Origin of the sequence: Priestia koreensis, assembly GCF_022646885.1 — a bacterium.
Lineage (GTDB): Bacteria > Bacillota > Bacilli > Bacillales > Bacillaceae_H > Bacillus_AG > Bacillus_AG koreensis_A.
On the sequence record NZ_CP061868.1, the window covers coordinates 2,844,450 to 2,861,420 of the forward strand.

The 16,971-nt window shown below is 41.1% G+C and carries 18 protein-coding genes; 2 read left to right on the top strand and 16 right to left on the bottom strand.

Going from position 1 to position 16,971, the window contains the following annotated elements:
• Nucleotides 1–5 precede the first annotated feature (5 nt).
• The 3 genes from IE339_RS14965 to IE339_RS14975 are packed head-to-tail and all read right to left on the bottom strand — an operon-like array spanning nucleotide 6 to nucleotide 2,137.
• Nucleotides 6–758: an aminoglycoside phosphotransferase family protein gene (locus IE339_RS14965; protein ID WP_242168759.1), complete on the bottom strand. Its 753-nt coding sequence runs from the start codon at nucleotides 756–758 to the stop codon at nucleotides 6–8.
• Nucleotides 755–1,870, bottom strand: a complete 1,116-nt coding sequence (locus IE339_RS14970; protein ID WP_277933980.1) for a UDP-N-acetylmuramoyl-tripeptide--D-alanyl-D-alanine ligase — start codon at nucleotides 1,868–1,870, stop codon at nucleotides 755–757. Before IE339_RS14970 ends, IE339_RS14965 begins: the two co-directional genes overlap by 4 nt.
• Before the next feature lie 6 nt (nucleotides 1,871–1,876).
• The gene (locus tag IE339_RS14975; RefSeq protein ID WP_242168762.1) at nucleotides 1,877–2,137 is read right to left on the bottom strand and encodes a Mur ligase domain-containing protein; all 261 of its coding nucleotides are present in this window, start codon (nucleotides 2,135–2,137) and stop codon (nucleotides 1,877–1,879) included.
• 86 nt (nucleotides 2,138–2,223) lie between these two features.
• Here IE339_RS14975 and IE339_RS14980 point away from each other — a divergent pair, with 86 nt between their 5' ends.
• Nucleotides 2,224–2,445, top strand: a complete 222-nt coding sequence (locus tag IE339_RS14980; RefSeq protein ID WP_242168764.1) for a hypothetical protein — start codon at nucleotides 2,224–2,226, stop codon at nucleotides 2,443–2,445.
• Between the two features lie 23 nt (nucleotides 2,446–2,468).
• On the opposite strand, the gene IE339_RS14985 is transcribed toward IE339_RS14980, so the two are convergent.
• The 5 genes from IE339_RS14985 to IE339_RS15005 all read right to left on the bottom strand — a co-directional run bounded on the left by IE339_RS14985 (nucleotide 2,469) and on the right by IE339_RS15005 (nucleotide 4,884).
• Nucleotides 2,469–2,945: a hypothetical protein gene (locus tag IE339_RS14985; protein WP_242168766.1), complete on the bottom strand. Its 477-nt coding sequence runs from the start codon at nucleotides 2,943–2,945 to the stop codon at nucleotides 2,469–2,471.
• 84 nt (nucleotides 2,946–3,029) lie between these two features.
• Complete coding sequence (locus tag IE339_RS14990) at nucleotides 3,030–3,167, bottom strand: YvrJ family protein (protein WP_053401271.1); 138 nt, start codon at nucleotides 3,165–3,167, stop codon at nucleotides 3,030–3,032.
• 60 nt (nucleotides 3,168–3,227) lie between these two features.
• Entirely contained in the window at nucleotides 3,228–3,443 is a 216-nt protein-coding gene (locus tag IE339_RS14995; protein ID WP_242168767.1) for a DUF2922 domain-containing protein, read from the bottom strand.
• A 36-nt stretch (nucleotides 3,444–3,479) separates the two neighbouring features.
• Nucleotides 3,480–3,701, bottom strand: a complete 222-nt coding sequence (locus tag IE339_RS15000; RefSeq protein ID WP_242168769.1) for a DUF1659 domain-containing protein — start codon at nucleotides 3,699–3,701, stop codon at nucleotides 3,480–3,482.
• 196 nt (nucleotides 3,702–3,897) lie between these two features.
• Entirely contained in the window at nucleotides 3,898–4,884 is a 987-nt protein-coding gene (locus IE339_RS15005) for a methyl-accepting chemotaxis protein (protein ID WP_242168771.1), read from the bottom strand.
• 304 nt (nucleotides 4,885–5,188) lie between these two features.
• Between IE339_RS15005 and IE339_RS15010 the strand changes: the two genes are divergently transcribed.
• Nucleotides 5,189–5,599, top strand: coding sequence for a GNAT family N-acetyltransferase (locus IE339_RS15010; protein WP_242168773.1), 411 nt, complete (start codon nucleotides 5,189–5,191; stop codon nucleotides 5,597–5,599).
• 42 nt (nucleotides 5,600–5,641) lie between these two features.
• On the opposite strand, the gene IE339_RS15015 is transcribed toward IE339_RS15010, so the two are convergent.
• The 8 genes from IE339_RS15015 to IE339_RS15050 form a co-directional block, all read right to left on the bottom strand.
• Nucleotides 5,642–6,961: an ATP-binding protein gene (locus IE339_RS15015; RefSeq protein WP_242168775.1), complete on the bottom strand. Its 1,320-nt coding sequence runs from the start codon at nucleotides 6,959–6,961 to the stop codon at nucleotides 5,642–5,644.
• Between the two features lie 189 nt (nucleotides 6,962–7,150).
• Nucleotides 7,151–8,245: an SDR family oxidoreductase gene (locus IE339_RS15020; protein WP_242168778.1), complete on the bottom strand. Its 1,095-nt coding sequence runs from the start codon at nucleotides 8,243–8,245 to the stop codon at nucleotides 7,151–7,153.
• Nucleotides 8,246–8,725: 480 nt separating this feature from the next.
• Nucleotides 8,726–9,490, bottom strand: a complete 765-nt coding sequence (locus IE339_RS15025) for a hypothetical protein (RefSeq protein ID WP_242168779.1) — start codon at nucleotides 9,488–9,490, stop codon at nucleotides 8,726–8,728.
• A 78-nt stretch (nucleotides 9,491–9,568) separates the two neighbouring features.
• Nucleotides 9,569–10,687: an FAD-dependent oxidoreductase gene (locus IE339_RS15030; RefSeq protein ID WP_242176210.1), complete on the bottom strand. Its 1,119-nt coding sequence runs from the start codon at nucleotides 10,685–10,687 to the stop codon at nucleotides 9,569–9,571.
• 306 nt (nucleotides 10,688–10,993) lie between these two features.
• A complete protein-coding gene (locus tag IE339_RS15035; RefSeq protein ID WP_242168781.1) occupies nucleotides 10,994–11,749 on the bottom strand; it encodes a MerR family transcriptional regulator in 756 nt (251 codons plus the stop codon).
• 124 nt (nucleotides 11,750–11,873) lie between these two features.
• Nucleotides 11,874–14,387, bottom strand: coding sequence for an NTTRR-F1 domain (locus IE339_RS15040; RefSeq protein WP_242168783.1), 2,514 nt, complete (start codon nucleotides 14,385–14,387; stop codon nucleotides 11,874–11,876).
• A gap of 211 nt (nucleotides 14,388–14,598) precedes the next feature.
• Entirely contained in the window at nucleotides 14,599–16,113 is a 1,515-nt protein-coding gene (gene cls / locus IE339_RS15045) for a cardiolipin synthase (protein ID WP_242168785.1), read from the bottom strand.
• Nucleotides 16,114–16,338: 225 nt separating this feature from the next.
• On the bottom strand, nucleotides 16,339–16,902 hold the full coding sequence (locus IE339_RS15050; RefSeq protein WP_242168787.1) for a GNAT family N-acetyltransferase: 564 nt from the start codon (nucleotides 16,900–16,902) through the stop codon (nucleotides 16,339–16,341).
• Nucleotides 16,903–16,971: the final 69 nt, after the last annotated feature.

Consider the following 16,971-nt stretch of genomic DNA (forward strand, 5'->3'; position numbering starts at 1 on the left):
AGGGATTACTTCTCTTCGCTAGCTTTCTTTACAATCCTCAGAAGACGTTCAGGATTTTCGGTCGAAACGTTCTCAGATAAACGTGCCGCTGCAACAATGGGTGCCCACTTAAAAAGTTCCGCTTTATCACATCCACGTTTTTGGCAATAGAGGTGAACGTATAGCTCTGCAATCTCATGAGAAATTTGCGAGTAAAGCAAGTAGGTACGATAAACATCCGCCATTCGATCTCCTATGCTCGCATCCACCCAATCGATAATCGTGACGCCATGATCGGTTAGGAGTAGATTGAACAAATGATAGTCTCCGTGACAAAGATATTCTTCGTTACTTATTGATTTTAATGTGTCTACAAGCTGTTTCTTCTGCTGCGTATCTACCTGCGCTGCGCGGAGAATTTGATGCTCTAACTTTTCTGTCATTCGTTCAAAGGAGGGAATCTTTTTTTCGTGAATTTGCAGCTGCACGTCTACGGACAGCGAGAGATAGTCCCGCGCCCTGCTTTTATCTTCTAACAATAGAGATCCGAGCGTTTTTCCCTTTACTCTTTCCATGACGATCGCCTGTTTTCCAGCTATCTGCGTCACATCAATAATTTTGGGAACGGGTAGCCCTGCTTCGTACACTTGGTGCTGTTTGTTTGCTTCGCGTGCCGCTTCATCCTTTGAGGTGTGGTCGTGAAATACTTTACAAACGTATTTCCCGTATGAATACAATATAGCCGTGTTTCCAGTAGCGATCGGAGAACCAAGTTTCATTGCTTTGTTTCCTCCATCAGCTTCTCTACTACTTCTTCCATTTTCATTCCTCTTGATCCTTTGACTAAAACCATATCCGCCGGTCCTAGCTCTTTTTGTAATTCCTTTGTGAGTTCACTTTTAGTCGAAAAATGCTTCACTTGACCAACCGGAAGCAAGGACGTAGCTGCTAGTGAAATATGGTGAGCAAGGTGTCCGTACGTGTACAAGAAGGCGTTATTTCCTGATGAAAAGTAATGTGCAACTTCTTGGTGATATTTCACTTCATCATCACCAAGCTCGAGCATGTCACCAAGCACAATAAATTTACGCCCTTTGCATGGCATTTCCTCAAATGTTTGAATGGCAGCTTGAACAGATTGAGGGCTGGCATTCCATGCATCATTAATAATGGTGAAACCACGTTCCGAAGGGATTTTTTGCATACGCATCTCCGTAATACGAGCATTTCTCAAGCCACGCTGAATACATTTTTCAGGGATACCAAGTTCTTTCCCAACTGCAATGGCAGCGAGAGCGTTTAAGGCATTATGCTTCCCCGTAAGAGGTACTCGATAGGTGACATTCTCTCCGCCAACTGTAAAGTGCGTACCTTCAGAATCCGTGTGCAAGGACGAGAGAACGATATCATTCTCTGTTCCTTCTCCAAACGTGAGCGGTCTTATGCCTTTTAAAAGCATAGGATCTTTTAAAAGCGGTTCGTCTCCGTTGTAAATAAACAGGCCTTTTGCTTTAATTCCCTTTGCAATCTCTAGCTTTGCTTTGGCGATTTCCTCTCTTGAACCAAGCGTTGATAAATGAGAGGTTCCGATCATTGTGATCACCCCGATGTCAGGCCGAGCGATGTCTGCGAGCTTTTCAATTTGTCCCCGCTCACTCATCCCCATTTCTAAGACAGCTACTTCATCTTGTTCAGAGATTCCTAATATCGTGAGCGGTAAACCAATTTGACTATTAAGATTTCCAGGAGTTTTATGTACACGAAACGTGGTCTCTGCAATGGAATTAATCAAATCTTTTGTTGTTGTTTTCCCATTGCTACCTGTCACCCCAATGATCTTCACATTCAGTTGTTCACGGTAGCGCTTGGCGAGTTGCTGAAGCGCTGCCAGTGTATCCTATACGTAAATGACCGGAACATCTGATGGTGGATTTTGTTCGTTTTTCTTCCACAATACAGCAGACGCTCCTTTTCCAATCGCTTGTTTCACGTAATCATGACCGTTTTTCACTCGAACTATTGGAGCGTATAAATTTCCGGGTGTGAGGGTTCTAGAATCAATCGATACCCCTTTCACATGAATATTCTTATAGGCTGACGGCAAATTTCCCGCCTGATTTAACATCGTACTAATCTCTTGCACCGTACGCTGAAACAAAGCATTCCCTCCCTTTATAGCGGATTAAAATTCCTTCTTTTTCCATCATCTATTATACTGGAAGAAAACGATGGGAGGCGACAAAAATGAAAAAATGGAACATATTAAAATCGCGCTACATTTATAAAACACCTTACGGAAATTTACGAAGTGATACGTGTGAGCTTCCAAACGGCCTTATTATTAAAGATTACTACGTTCAAGAATACGATGACTGGATGAATGCAGTCGTTTTGACGAAAGAAAAGAAAATCGTCCTCGTTAAGCAATATGACAAAAGATTTTTCTATACAACAAACCCCTCCTGACTGGTTCAAGAGGGGCACTATTTTTAGGAAGATCGCTTTTGGAATGATCGAAAATGATAATAGAGCGTTTGGTTAGAGTGAGACTTGTAGTGATTTAAAAAGGAAGTACCGACATACAGCGTGTAAGTGCCTTGGCGAATGCCCATGATGTATTTCCCTTCAATGAACGGATATTCTTCAACGACCCAATCGGCGTCGCTTACTTGGGCTGTAGTCACTTCGCCTAAATAAACAGCTAAGCACTCCTCCATTTCTTGACGTGTGATGTCTAGCACATCAAATCGATTTGTTTCGTACAAGTCAAAATAGAGCAGTTCTAATACGAGTAAGCTGCCGGGTGAATAATCAATTTGAAGCTCATCTACGTATTCACTCACGTTACGTAATTTCTTCATCACGCGTTCACGAAGCTGATAATAATACACTTTTGCTTCAATTTTATCTTCACAGGAAATTAAGGCCTGACCATATTCCTTTGCATAATCATATCCTTCAAGCATCTTCCTTCACCTCGCAGAGAAATTAGTGCCTTCAGTATAGCATGCAAAGGATTGGTTACGACGTTGAAATTAATCCCATTTTCATTACCGATTCATTTCATCTGGTAGCTTTTGAATCGTCGTAATGAGCGCATCAAGCTTTGACTCAATTCGATACAACAAATAGAGCGTCACAACAATCGGAAAGCCGACCTCTGAGATAAACGGTAGCATTTGTTCCATGATTTTTCCTCCTCTTAAAAAGATCCTCCCCATCATCGATGAGAAGGATCTCCCTCTATTTTAGGCTAATACTGTGGAGACGTTTCGGTCTACTACGCGTGCTCCTTTAATCCCCACAAGGTCTCCACTTGCAGTACGAATGATGTTTGCAGCGATAATTTGATTCATTGCTGCTGTAACGACTGCAGGATCCAGTGAATCCTTTGGATATTCGAGCGATAAGCTTGACGTCTTATTTCCCTCTGTCGTAAAGTCGAGCATCAGTGTTTTGGCCACTTTTTCATCCTCCTTTATTTTTTCATTTTTCTAGCCTTAGTTTACAGAGATTTGGTAATTTTCTGGGGTTTCAATGCGGTTTAGCGGTAAGCTTTGTAAGCTCTCTAATGCTTGAGCGACGCTTACCATTTGTTCTGGTGTAGCATCAGATGCGATATTACGAATCGTCTTACTTTTATAAACAGGCTTTCCTTCTGCGTTCACTCCTTGATCAAACACAAGACGAATTTGACGTTCTACTAAATATTTCGCTGCCATGTTATCTCCCCCCCTTTTCATTCTCTATGTATGTGGTTCTGTAAAAATGGGGGGAGGCGAACGTAAATAATGAAGCATTTTTTCATAACAAGTGCATTTCAACTATTCGGAGCGTATGGAAATGTAGAATTTTGTTCACAACAAAAAGTGCACGAGAATGGCTTTTTGGCCATCCTCGTGCACAATTCCAACCGTATTATAGAAGTTTTAGTCCTTGAACTAGTTCGTCCATTCGATTCAAGGCTGTGTTTACTTCGTCTAAAAGTACTTGTTTGCTATGTGAAGCATCTGCTCGGTCCTTACTGAATTCTTCGTCATCCATCAGGTTTTGAAGAAGACCATCTAGAAGCTGTGAAACATTCGAAAGTTCTCCATTGACGGTTGAGGTTGACTGTTGAATGGTCGTTACCTCTTCATTCATTGCCACTTCTGAATTGTGAATGTCATTAAAATATTTTTTGGTCGACTGTGTCATTGTGATTGTATCCGTAATATCCGTCGTTCGTTCCGTTACTCGTACGGACAAGCTCTGGACACGTTCAATAATTTTCTCCACGTTCCCTTTTATTTCTGTCAGCGCACTTTTACTTTGATCGGCAAGTTTTCGAACTTCGTCGGCTACGACAGCAAAGCCTTTTCCTGCTTCACCAGCACGTGCTGCTTCAATCGAAGCGTTCAATGCCAACAGGTTTGTTTGAGAAGCAATACTTTCAATCGTATTCGCAAAGTTTGAAATTTCCTGAGAGTCTTGTTGAAGAGCGTAAATGATGCTTTGAAACTCTTCAAACACCTTTTTTACATGATTCATTTGCTGTACTAGCGAATCGATTCGTTCATTTCCATCGTTGACGATATGTAAATTATCAGACGTTTGCTTTGAAATTTTCTTCACCAATCGCTCAATCTCATCTGCTTGCTCAAGAATATGCTGAATAGATGTAGCAGAATCCGTTAAAATCTGTGCGTGATTTGTTGCCTCCTGCTTTATAGTAACGCATGCTGCAGAAGTTGTTTGCTCCTGTTGAATAGCTTCTTCATTTTTGGAGCGTAGAAGCTGTAAGAGCTGCTCAATTTCACCTGTTACTTCCTGAAGCTCTTGATTAGATAACGTGCCCATTTCTTCTACAGCTGCTGCCTGTAGCTCTTTTGCTGTTTCACGCTTAAAACGTTGTAAAAGTCCCATAAACGATTCCTCCACCTAGTATGATCGTGATATATGTGTTTAACAATTGCTAATAATACAAGCTAGTTCTTTTTTCCTCTTATTTGGATCGCTTTGCATCGATCTAACAGTTCACCTAAACAATTGACAGCCTACAAATGAGGAAGTCGATCTATTTATATTATCGTTATTTTTTGAAAAATGTGAACAAGCATTGAAAATTTTTGTATTTCCTCCTTTCATACAGGCATTGAACAGCAATTTTTAGGGAATATCGTATAATGCGGACAAAAAAATTATTTTAGTTAGTAAGGAGCCCGATTTTATGATTTATACTACTTCTTTACAAGATATTACCGAACATATGCTAGAAGGATTTTTCACCGATTGGGAAAATGGCCCTACACCTGCTACTCACCTTCACTTATTAGAACGAAGCTATAAGGTAGTAGTAGCAATTGATGAAGAGAAAAACGAAGTGGTAGGCTTCATTACGGCCATTAGTGACGGATTACTGTCAGCTTCTATTTCATTTCTTGAAGTATTACCTGACTATCGTGGGCAAGGCATTGGAAAGGATCTTTTAAAAGAAATGTTAGAAGAACTTGACCATCTTTATATGATTGATGTAGTCGGTGATGAAACAGTAAAACAATTTTGTGAAGAGCTTGGATTTGAGCCCTCAATTGGAATGGTAAAACGCAACTTAGCGTTTCAGTCTGGGAAAGAAGACTAACTCCTATAGGATAAAAAAGGAGCGCAGTGATCTGCGCTCCTTTTACTGCATAGAATCCAAAAATAACTCCATGCCGGTTAATTTTGACAATCCAAATGCATTAATCACTTGGTCGAAATATTGAAGAAGCCCCATCAAATCATAGGATACTAGTTTGGTTGTGAGATATGATTTATTGAAACGATATTTGTTTTTATCTGAAAATACAATTCCTTCTCTTCGCACGAACTCACGGAACGAAGCGGTATCGAAGTATAAAACATCGTTACGAATATTGTCCAAATCAATGACAATAATCATTTCGTCTAATTCATTGCTGAGGTTTTTCATGCATTCGAAATATTCAATAAAGCAGCCAAGTACAGCAGATAGAAATTGCTTCGCGTCGACATACTGAAACTGAAAAAACATTTCTTCATCTACGTAGTTTGACGCGTTCTTTTGTATTTCGTGAATAACAGATTCGGGAGACGGCTGATACGGTATTGGGATGTGAAATTTGGCCGATCCGTTAAAAAATTGCTCCCAAGCAATCGTCCGATCATAGGCATCCATTAAATCTGAATTTCGAAAAACGATGGATTCAGCTGAATAAGAGGCTTTTAAAAAAGGCAGGTTCATTGATACAAGTGCATTTTGCTTGATCGTGTATGACTTTTTTTGCTTCGACTTTTTTAAAATATATTGCTTTAGCTCCTCAGGCTCCAACCGCGCAGTTAGCTTTAAATCATATGTAGGAATTAAATACATGTTGCACATTCCAAAGTGGACATAAGACTTACCGTGTACAGGCCACTTTCTGTTGTAGATCGTTAATTCCTTCGTGCAAAACTCTTCCATTTTCCTCATTCTCTCTTCTGACTTCTGATATAACCGGTCGAGATGATAGCGATCTTCAATTTCCTTCACAGGAGACGAGCTGCTTCCAATCCTCCTATAAATCTTTCCATAAGAAATATAAGGAGGATTATTCCCCTCCGGAATCCAAATAACAAATACACCGTGATTCGCTTCATTCGGAGGTGTCAAAAATCGTGCCACAATGCGCGGAATAGGATTCGTAGCGTCCTTTAGCATATTGTTAATAAGCAGTTCATAGCTTTTCTTTTCAATTAAGTTGATGGACCGATCTTCTTCATCAATTCCAAAAAACAACCATCCCCCTATTTCATTTGCAAACGAAGCAATGATATTCGGGATTTTTCTGCGTACGGTGGGGCTGATTTCCCGTTTATACTCGATCTGATACCCTTCTTCAATCTCATTTTTTTGAATTTGATGGAGGTCATCAAAGGTTAACTCATAAATCGTTTTCTTTCTGCCATCTGTTCCGACAAACGGCGAATAATAGGATTCAATCATGATTGTCCTCCCTTGTACCAGAACCCTCTATTTCTACAAGTGACATATAATGCGTTATTCTGCTAAATAAAGGAGCCTACAGGCATGTGTATATAAACCATCCGTTTCGTTTTTAAGCTTTTTTGTTTGAATGTGGATTTCTATATATATATGCAGACAAGTTTTGATCATTTCTCCTATTTCTATTTATTACTGAATCGTTAGATGTTTTGTCGGGTCATGTTTGTATTGCTCATAGAATGGCAGCATTGAAGCAATGGTTTTCTTAAAATCAGGACAGCGAATATTAGAGCCTTTTAAATCTTCCGTTGCCTGTGTACAATCATACTCGGCCTTACATGTAAAATAATCTAGCGCTTCTTTTTCAACGCGAAGCCATTTCCGAACGGTACTAAGTGAAAGACCCGTCTTTGCTAAAGCAAGCGGAAGTACCCCCTTTGGTCGACGATTCAAATATTCCTGCATCATCATTTCATAAATTTCTTTCATCGTATAGGGATTTGGGTCTGTTAAGTGATATGTTTTTCCTATTCCATTGTCGACATGTGACAGATAGAGCGTAGCTTGTAAAATATAATCGACCGGAACGAAATTACCTTGTGCATCTCCTCTTCCTAAATACGGAATGATGGGAAAGGATCGTATTTTATCAAAAAGGTTCAGCAAAAAGTAAATGCCGTCAAACTTAATGGTTTCCCCTGTTTGGGAATCTCCTCTGACGATGCCAGGACGAATAATGGTAGTCGGAGAATCGATGGAAATAGACTGAACGAGTTTTTCAGCCTGAAACTTGGTGGATTCGTAATGATTTTTAAAGCGCTGATTCATCTCAAGTTCTGTTTCGAGTATCGTTCCTTCTCGCGTACCTGACACATATGCGGTGCTGAAGTACGTGTAGCGCTGTAAATGAGGAAGTGTGGAAACAAACTGATTCACATGTTTTGTTCCGTTGACGTTGATCTCGTATGCAATATTCTCGGGAACGGCTAAATCATAAACGGCCGCAAGATGAAAGACGTGGGTAATTTGCTGCGTAATTTCTTGTTGAATATGATGAGGCATGTTTAGGTGAGGTTTCGTAATATCACCAGGTATAATGGTGTACAGATGAAATGAGGTCGTACTATTGGCGACGAGCCGACGGACTTCTAGCTCAGCCTTTGTCACGAAGCTTGGCTGAACCAATAAGTAAATATGTGATGCATCGTGTTGTTTAATCAGGCATTCTACTAAGCGAGATGCAATAAAGCCAGGAAATCCGGTAAAAAAATAGACATTCTCCATTATTTAGCCTCCCTATTTTTCACTACCAGTCGTTATATGTAGTGTATTCAAAGGATAGGCAGAAAAATCCTTCTTCTCTTCAAAAACATCTATCTTGTAAACTAGCTACTTATTTTTTTGACGGGAAAAGGTCAAGCGCATGCACAACAGTCGCAACAATTCCGAGTGTTAAAAGAAGTTCAATAACGTCCTTCATCTTTATTCCTCCTTCACTTTATCTTAAACCCAGCGTTTCGCTTCTTCTTGCGTTTATAAAACAAGCCCAACATTTTAGGAAGTATTCTTCTTTTAAATGAAGGGCTGTAATTAATCGACATTTGAATAACACGTTCATTCTAACAAAGAAAAGGGTCTAAATAAACAGTATTTTTACAAAACGGTTAATAATGTTTCATTTTAAAGTCAAATAGGAGATGAGAAAAACACCTCTATGTAATAAACTATCACAAATTGGGAAAGCTTTCACATATTTTGTTTCACTTACACCTTACATGCAAGGCGCAGATCCGCATGTTGTTTTTTGGAATAGTACACATTCATATGATCAACCACCAGTTTTTCATACCCCATTACCCACAGTACATATAAGGTAACTTTTGAAAGCATTGATAGATGAAGGTGCTTTGTATCAAAGCTTATAACCGTTTTAGTCGTTATATTCAGTAGAAAGAAAATCGATTTAACCGTTCCATGCTGGGTCATCACCTGATACTTTTCAAGCTGATACATACCGTCATCACTTTCATACGTGATCATCTCAACAGGAACAATTGGAGCTGTCTGTCTTTTTAAAATAGACGGTGAGAATGAAATTTGGTTGTCCTTTGATAACACCTCTTCATCCTTTAACAAGCGGGTTAGCTCTGGATATAAGCAAAGTCGGCCATAGAATGCAGTAATTTCGACCGTATCATCGCAGAGCGTGTAAAGAAAACAAATATCTTCATCAATTAATCCATAGTTTTGGAACAGCTGTATTCGCTTTGGCAGCAGCGCGAGTTGTCCGCATAGCCGCTTCAATTCGTCCCACCCTATTGCTGGACCGATGCATTCATTCCAGCGTATCCAAGCATGGTAACTAATTTTTACAGTAGTTGAAGAACTAGTACTCTCTGAAGGTTTTACGTATAGTTGTTTATAAATGTGGCGCTTAATTTCTTCTTGTAGATTGACCTGCTGATAATAGCAAAAAGAGAAGCCTGTAATTGATAACGGTTCTTTTAGAAATGATTTTACATTTTTCATTTAGCATCTCCTCAATCTTTTTATACGGATAACGTTCATTTAATCAATTGATCTACAGAGAGTATGTAACCTCGTTCATTAGCGTGCTGGGAACAGCTGACTGAATTCTACTTTTTTGGCGATTTCGCTTCCGATCGCAAAGGACATATTACCTGCAATGAGAGAAGAGATACAAAGATGCGCTGAATACTTCTCGTAAAAAAGATGAAATTCATCTTCACTAGAATAATTGCTGTAATGGTAGTTTACGACGGTAGCTTTCTTTGAGTGAAGGTGTGCGGGCGAAAAATGTGGAATAAATCGCTGAACTTCATCCACAATCTTTCTCTTAGAAAAGGCTTTAGTGACATCTTCAATTCCCTCATTCACATAGAACTTCGCGAGCATTAAGAGATTTTGTTGTTTGTCAGAATGCTTATTCTTAAACACTTGCAGGCATTTTCGCAATATCGGATTCTCAATCGTTTCTTCGCGATGAATACGAATAACCGAGTCTTCATCAGCCCCTTTGAACATTTGAAACTGCAGATGCTGTTTAGATGTCGTTCGTAACGAGGTGATAAATTGATTAACCGACTCATTCATCCCTAACCGATAATATTCTGAGCGTGTTGTTCGTTTTTGAAGCTTGAAGTTATAGCCAGATAGTCTTGCCACTCGGTCCGCATAAAAGCCAGCACAATTAATCAAATAGCTACCTTCAAATATATTTGTACTCGTAACAACTTCTACATTTTTTTTGCGTTCCTTAATATATAAAATTGGGGATTGAAAATATACATCTCCGCCATATTCTTTAATTTCATTCAGCATTTTTTCGTACAGATGTTGAAGACTAAGAACGGCGATATTTGCTTTTTTCGTCTCCCAGTGATCATCTATTAACGCGGATTGCTTCTTCTCGCTTTGAAAGTCATTTCTATTTTGTTGAGAAGCCACAACCATTTTCTCGTAAACTTTGTATTCAATCTCATGATGCTTGCAATATTCCAATAACATGTAATAGCCTTCATTCATTAATAACTTATAGTAAGCATTTTCATCACTTTCTACCGAGTGTATGATAAGATCCTGCTGTGAATACAAGGATGAGAGCATAGAATCGCGCTCTAAAATAGCAATTTTTGCGTGCGGATTTTTTTTATAAATGGATAAAGCAATAGCCAAGCTTACTGTATTAGTTCCAACTATAATCACATCATACAAATCCAATCACTCCTAAGCGAACGACATGAACAGACTCATTTATTGACTCACCTTCAGTTTCCAACAATAGGATATATTCTGTTTTCATCCGTTTTTTTCCTTTTTTTATTTTTACAATGCTGATAAATCACCGTGATTAGGCTTTTTATCGTCAGCATTACGAATAAAGTGATATGCCTCGTTGGAAGAACACATTTTGTTTCTAATTATCGTGATAGCTCTATACGTAAGAAAGAGAGACTCTGTTTTTCAACAAATCAAAAAGCATTGAACTAAATCAATGCTCGTTTTTACGGATTATCTTGTATAGTGAACAATCGCATCCCGGAGAAACTGCGCTGCGCCTTCTCCGTGCTGATCATAATATGATTTGAAGCGTTCATCTTGGACATACATGTTAGCAAGACCGGCGTGAGCTTGTTTTGAATAGTGGCCCCAATAGTAGCTCAGCCATTTTTTATGCATTTCTGCTAGATGCTGACCTTGATCACTGGTAGGGTCGTTGGTTGGGAGGACTTCTTTTAAACGTTGCAGAAGTTGTTGTTCTAGCAAGGTCGCATCCTCATATTCTTTCTTCGTCATCTTTTGGAACTTTTGGTTGGCCGCCTGTAACTCCTTATCTCCATACTTTTCACGAACTTCATCTCCGTATGCGCGTTCATTTTTTTCCATTATCTCCTTTTTAAAGCCTTCAAACTTCTCTTGGTCCGTCATACTCTTCTCTCCTTTTACTTGTAAAATGGTTTGCTCCACGTTACGGATTAATTGATTAAGCTGTTCTCGTCTTTCAAGTAGTTTCTGATGGTGATCGTGAAGTGCGGCTTCATGATCAAACTGCGGTGAATAAATAATGTGTTTGATTTCTTCTAGGTTAAAGTCTAATTCTCGGTAAAATAATACTTGTTGTAAAAGATTCACTTCCTTTAAACCATAAATCCGATAACCTGCTGCATTGACTCGCGCTGGCTTTAATAATCCAATTTCATCGTAATAGCGAAGTGTTCGGGTACTAATACCAGCTAAACGGGCCATCTTTTGAATCGTATACTCCATCTCATTCCCCTCCTCAACTACTACCCTACACCTTACCGGAGCGTGAAGGTCAACTCTTTTCGAAAAAAAAGCCATGATGCGATCGACCATACAAAGGTTGATCCACATCATAGCTATTAAACGATTAGGTGATGTTGTACAATAATGTTTTGGTTCCGACTAATACGGCTCCCGTCGTAACAAAGTAGTAATTTGAGGCTGTGTCTAATACTAACGGTCCCGTCCAGGTGATAGGAGTAGAACCAAATTGACTACTAAAGATACCCGTTGGAGGAACATCGGAGGTAGCTGTACCAATTGTTACATTATTGGTGATAAAAGAGTTTGTAATTTCAGAATAAGCAGCCACATTGATGACCCCATCTGCTCTGCTATCGAGCATCCGCTGAATTCTTAAACCGTTGTGGACTGTGCTTTGCCCCGCCCCGCTATTGATTCGGCTATTATAAAAATAAGCGTTCAGGTTTCCTTGATGGCCAGCTTGAATGATACTTCCAACGAGATTGGCATTATGCAGCTGAAACTCAATTGTCGTAAACGGATCTACAATCGCCACATTTTGAAACGTCACATTACCACTAATGATCGCGCCATCTGTATAATTTGTATGTGTGCTCACAGATGTACCGTTATCAAGCGTTCCAATCACTGTGACCGGACGTACATCATAGGCAGGTCCTTTAGCGATATAAACTGCTTCAGCATCTTGACTTGTTTGCACCGTTACGTTTCGTGGAGTGGACGACCCGAAATTGATCAGGTCTGCGTTCCCAAGAACCCATGGACCTAGTCCAAGAAGTTGCACATGTCTGGCTGGAGGAATGACGATGTCCTCATTAAAGATAGAGTTAGACGCAATATAAATTATAATACGTGCTCGCATTCCATTATTAACCGCATATGGAGTGTTTGTGGCGGCCGTTATTGCTGCTTGTAATGAAGTAAATGGATCAGATGGTGTACCCGTTCCTGGACCAATTGCATTCGAATCTGCCCAAAAAACCGTTTGTAGCCCCCATTGAAAAACACCCGGTCCAGTAGGACCAATCGCTCCTGTTGCTCCGGTCACTCCTGTGACCCCAATAGGCCCAGTGGCTCCGGTGGCTCCGGTTGGTCCTGTTGCTCCAGTCGGTCCAGTGACTCCTGTTGCTCCTGTAGCTCCTGTGACTCCAGTCGGTCCGGTGGCTCCAGTGACTCCTGTGGCTCCTGTCGGTCCTGTGGCTCCCGTGGCTCCTGTGACTCCTGTGGCTCCTGTGACTCCTGTGGCTCCAGTCGGTCCGGTGGCTCCTGTGGCTCCCGTGGCTCCGGTTACTCCAGTCGGTCCTGTTGCTCCAGTCGGTCCGGTGGCTCCTGTTGCTCCTGTGACTCCTGTGACTCCTGTTGCTCCAGTCGGTCCGGTGGCTCCTGTTGCTCCTGTGACTCCTGTGACTCCTGTTGCTCCAGTCGGTCCGGTGGCTCCGGTCGCTCCAGTGACTCCCGTTGCTCCTGTTGCTCCGGTCGCTCCAGTGACTCCTGTTGCTCCTGTGGCTCCCGTGGCTCCTGTGGCTCCCGTGACTCCTGTGGCTCCCGTTGCTCCTGTTGCTCCCGTGACTCCTGTGGCTCCCGTGACTCCTGTTGCTCCAGTGACTCCTGTGGCTCCCGTGGCTCCAGTGACTCCGGTGGCTCCTGTTGCTCCAGTGACTCCTGTTGCTCCAGTCGGTCCGGTGGCTCCTGTGGCTCCCGTGACTCCCGTTGCTCCTGTGGCTCCGGTCGCTCCCGTGACTCCTGTGGCTCCGGTGGCTCCCGTGACTCCTGTTGCTCCAGTCGGTCCGGTGGCTCCCGTGGCTCCAGTGACTCCCGTTGCTCCCGTGGCTCCGGTCGCTCCCGTGGCTCCGGTCGCTCCAGTGACTCCCGTTGCTCCCGTGGCTCCGGTCGCTCCAGTGACTCCGGTGGCTCCGGTGGCTCCTGTTGCTCCAGTGACTCCGGTGGCTCCCGTGGCTCCTGTGGCTCCAGTGACTCCTGTGGCTCCCGTGACTCCGGTGGCTCCCGTGACTCCTGTTGCTCCCGTGGCTCCCGTGACTCCGGTGGCTCCTGTTGCTCCAGTGACTCCTGTTGCTCCAGTCGGTCCGGTGGCTCCCGTGGCTCCGGTCGCTCCGGTTGGGCCTGCTGGACCAATTCCTCCTCCAACAGCGCTCAGTAGTTCAACGTCATCTACTAATAGATCAGCTACACCAGGAGATGGTAACTTATTGATGATAACTAAAGCTTGGGTTGCCCCTAATGGAGCAGCTGTGGCGTTACGATAAGTCTCTAGCCAAGTATTATTAATTGTTACATCTGGAACACTATTAATATTAATGCTCTCAATAATCCCATATCCTAAAAAATTAAAAGAAGCATCATAATATAGTAATTGAATGGTGACAGCTGGTGCTGTTCCTACTCCGACTTTAGCGATTGAAGTGAGTAGCTCATAACGGTCTCCGCTAGTAACAGGGACAAATTGATAAATATAGGCATTAATATTATCTCCTTGTAAAAGCACAGAAAAAAATCCTGTATGCGCGTAAGCAGAAGTAATTGACGCATTAAACCCAATCCAAGGAGATAAGCTTCCTGTTTCAAAGCTGCTATTTACAACTAAATTATTTAAGCTCATTGTCGTTTCTCTTAACCTCCTTTTAAATAATAACTTGAGACAAAAGTGTCTCAAGTTATTATATGAATGCTATTTGTTTAGGACCTTGTCACTTGTCTATATTAAAAGAGGAAGTTTTAGGAAAGGAATCATTTTAGTAGAAGCCTAAGAGCAACAGTGTTGTTTGACGCTCATTTTCAAAATAAAAACCAGGATCATTTTTGATCCTGGTTTAGAGAATGCCTGAAAATAGTCGTGCGAACGATTCTTTTGCTCGTTCGAACACGCTTCTTTTATAAAATTGGACAGGACTAACTCGAACGCTATCTTTTAGATCATCTTCATAATGCTGAATTAAGTCTTTAATCGAATCAGTTTCCATAAGGAAAGCATTCACTTCAAAATTCAGATGAAAGCTTCGGATATCCATATTAGCTGTACCAACGGAAGCAATATCCCCGTCAATGATCATTACTTTTTGATGCGTAAATCCTTTTTGATAGCAATAGATTTCGACTCCATACCTCAAGAGCTCAGGGAAGTAAGAGCGGGTTCCGTACTGTGTTAAAAATCCATCGTTAATTTCTGGAACCATTAGACGGACTTGAACGCCTTTTTTAGCTGCCACCCGAAGAGCTGTTCGAATGACCGTATCTGGTACAAAGTACGGAGTAGCAATCCAAATAGACTTCGTGGCACAGGACATCATCGTGTAATAGAGATCACTAATAATATCTTCTTGCGTATCTGGACCACTAGCCACGATATGAACAAAGCCTTTTTCATCCACCTCACAGTTTTTCGTGAAGTTTTTGTCTTCTAAAAGAAATTCTTCGCTCACATACGCCCAGTCGAGAAGAAATACCGCATGTAGTGTTTGAACGGCTTCTCCCTCTAACATCATATGCGTATCACGCCAAAAGCCAAACTTTTCACTTCGTCCTAAATATTCGTCACCAACGTTGAGCCCACCGACAAAACCTATTTCTCCGTCAATGACAATAATTTTACGGTGATTTCGAAAATTAAACTTCTGGTTAAAGAAGCCGTACTTCATCGGCAAAAATGGATAAACGTTAATACCGGCTTCTTTCATGCGCTCGACATCTGCACCTGCGAGGGTTATACTTCCACCACCATCGAAAATAAAACGAACCTCAACGCCCTCTTGAGATTTTTCGATTAAAAGATCAATGATGGACTTTCCAAGCTCATCGGATCGAAACGTGTAGTACTCCATATGAATATAGCGCTTCGCCTTTTTTAGCTGTTTTTTAATTTCACCAAACGTTTCGTCACCGTTTTTGAGAATACGGGTTTTGGTGCACGTATTCATCGTTGTTAGAGCCGCCCGTTGTGCATAATCCGCAAACTGCTGTTGATGATGATTCAAGTTGGATAAGGACGGATGATGAGTCTTCTTCGACATCTTTTCAAGCGCTTCACGGTCATGTTTTCGCTTATTTTGAAACAGATACCCCTTCAAATACAGCTGCCCAGAGTATAGATAAAAGATATAGCCAAGAACCGGGATGAAAATAAGTACATACATCCACAGCAACGTATGGTGAGAGGTTCGATTTTCTAGCATGAGTGAGAAAATCGTCGTAGCCATAATGATAACGTATACGGCCCAAAATCCGACCTTCCACCAAAAGTCGGCTTGCGTAAAGAAAATCATATAAAGTGATGCAATGATAAGAACTACAAATATAAATTCAATTCGGCGTTTTTCAAGTGTTTTCATTAGTCTGTCTCCAAGAAAAGATTAGTTATGTAGAAATCCATACGGTTCTCATAGTACCCTTCTCAAGGCATAATCAATCCTACTTTATAAGAATAAGGACAGAAATTTTAACAATGTTTCTCTTTATTGCCTACTCCGTGCTATGATAGAAAAAATTAAGTGATATGATTGGCATGCATGTTCATTAGGGACTATGGATTTCAAGTCCAAAAATGCACTATTTGTTCAAACAATGGAATAAATACACGTGTCCGTTAGTTTACTACCATCTGCGGATACATCATCATTTTTTAAAATTCCTTCTAACTCAAAGCCTAGCTTTTCCGGGATGGAACGACTTTTAAGGTTTGTCGATTCGCATCTTATCTCAATTCTTTTAAATTTCATTTGCTGTAATCCGACGTTTGATAATTCTCTTACGGCTTCTGTCATGTAGCCATTTCCACTAAACGCGGTATGAATCCAATAGCCAATTTCACATTTCGGTACGTTCCAGTTTATTTCTTGAAAACTTGTTACTCCAATAAATTCCTTCGTAACTTTATGAAAGATTAAGAAACGAAAACTTTTTCTTTTAAGAAAATCGATATGAGCTTCTCTTACGTTCATTTCCGTTTCTTCAATTGTAGGAAGCTTCTGCGCAAATGGCAGCCAGACTTTCAACTCATGAATGGATTCCCTTATTGCTTGATTTACAATGCTACCGTCCCCTGACTGTCTAGGTGCTCGAAGTAGTAGCCTTTCCGTTTCTAACTGAATCGGCGCATCGATCAATAATTGACGTGTCATGATAATCCCCTTCTGATGTTTTTATGTCGTACTTATTCAACAATCGAAAATTGCTGAATTTAAGTTCAT

Bases quoted from the DNA above. Each gene is read 5' to 3' on its own strand.
- IE339_RS14965 (WP_242168759.1), bottom strand. From the start codon at position 758: ATGAAACTTGGTTCTCCGATCGCTACTGGAAACACGGCTATATTGTAT.
- IE339_RS14980 (WP_242168764.1), top strand. From the start codon at position 2,224: ATGAAAAAATGGAACATATTAAAATCGCGCTACATTTATAAAACACCT.
- IE339_RS14985 (WP_242168766.1), bottom strand. From the start codon at position 2,945: ATGCTTGAAGGATATGATTATGCAAAGGAATATGGTCAGGCCTTAATT.
- IE339_RS14990 (WP_053401271.1), bottom strand. From the start codon at position 3,167: ATGGAACAAATGCTACCGTTTATCTCAGAGGTCGGCTTTCCGATTGTT.
- IE339_RS15000 (WP_242168769.1), bottom strand. From the start codon at position 3,701: ATGGCAGCGAAATATTTAGTAGAACGTCAAATTCGTCTTGTGTTTGAT.
- IE339_RS15005 (WP_242168771.1), bottom strand. From the start codon at position 4,884: ATGGGACTTTTACAACGTTTTAAGCGTGAAACAGCAAAAGAGCTACAG.
- IE339_RS15010 (WP_242168773.1), top strand. From the start codon at position 5,189: ATGATTTATACTACTTCTTTACAAGATATTACCGAACATATGCTAGAA.
- IE339_RS15015 (WP_242168775.1), bottom strand. From the start codon at position 6,961: ATGATTGAATCCTATTATTCGCCGTTTGTCGGAACAGATGGCAGAAAG.
- IE339_RS15020 (WP_242168778.1), bottom strand. From the start codon at position 8,245: ATGGAGAATGTCTATTTTTTTACCGGATTTCCTGGCTTTATTGCATCT.
- IE339_RS15025 (WP_242168779.1), bottom strand. From the start codon at position 9,490: ATGAAAAATGTAAAATCATTTCTAAAAGAACCGTTATCAATTACAGGC.
- IE339_RS15035 (WP_242168781.1), bottom strand. From the start codon at position 11,749: ATGGAGTATACGATTCAAAAGATGGCCCGTTTAGCTGGTATTAGTACC.
- IE339_RS15040 (WP_242168783.1), bottom strand. From the start codon at position 14,387: ATGAGCTTAAATAATTTAGTTGTAAATAGCAGCTTTGAAACAGGAAGC.
- cls (WP_242168785.1), bottom strand. From the start codon at position 16,113: ATGAAAACACTTGAAAAACGCCGAATTGAATTTATATTTGTAGTTCTT.
- IE339_RS15050 (WP_242168787.1), bottom strand. From the start codon at position 16,902: ATGACACGTCAATTATTGATCGATGCGCCGATTCAGTTAGAAACGGAA.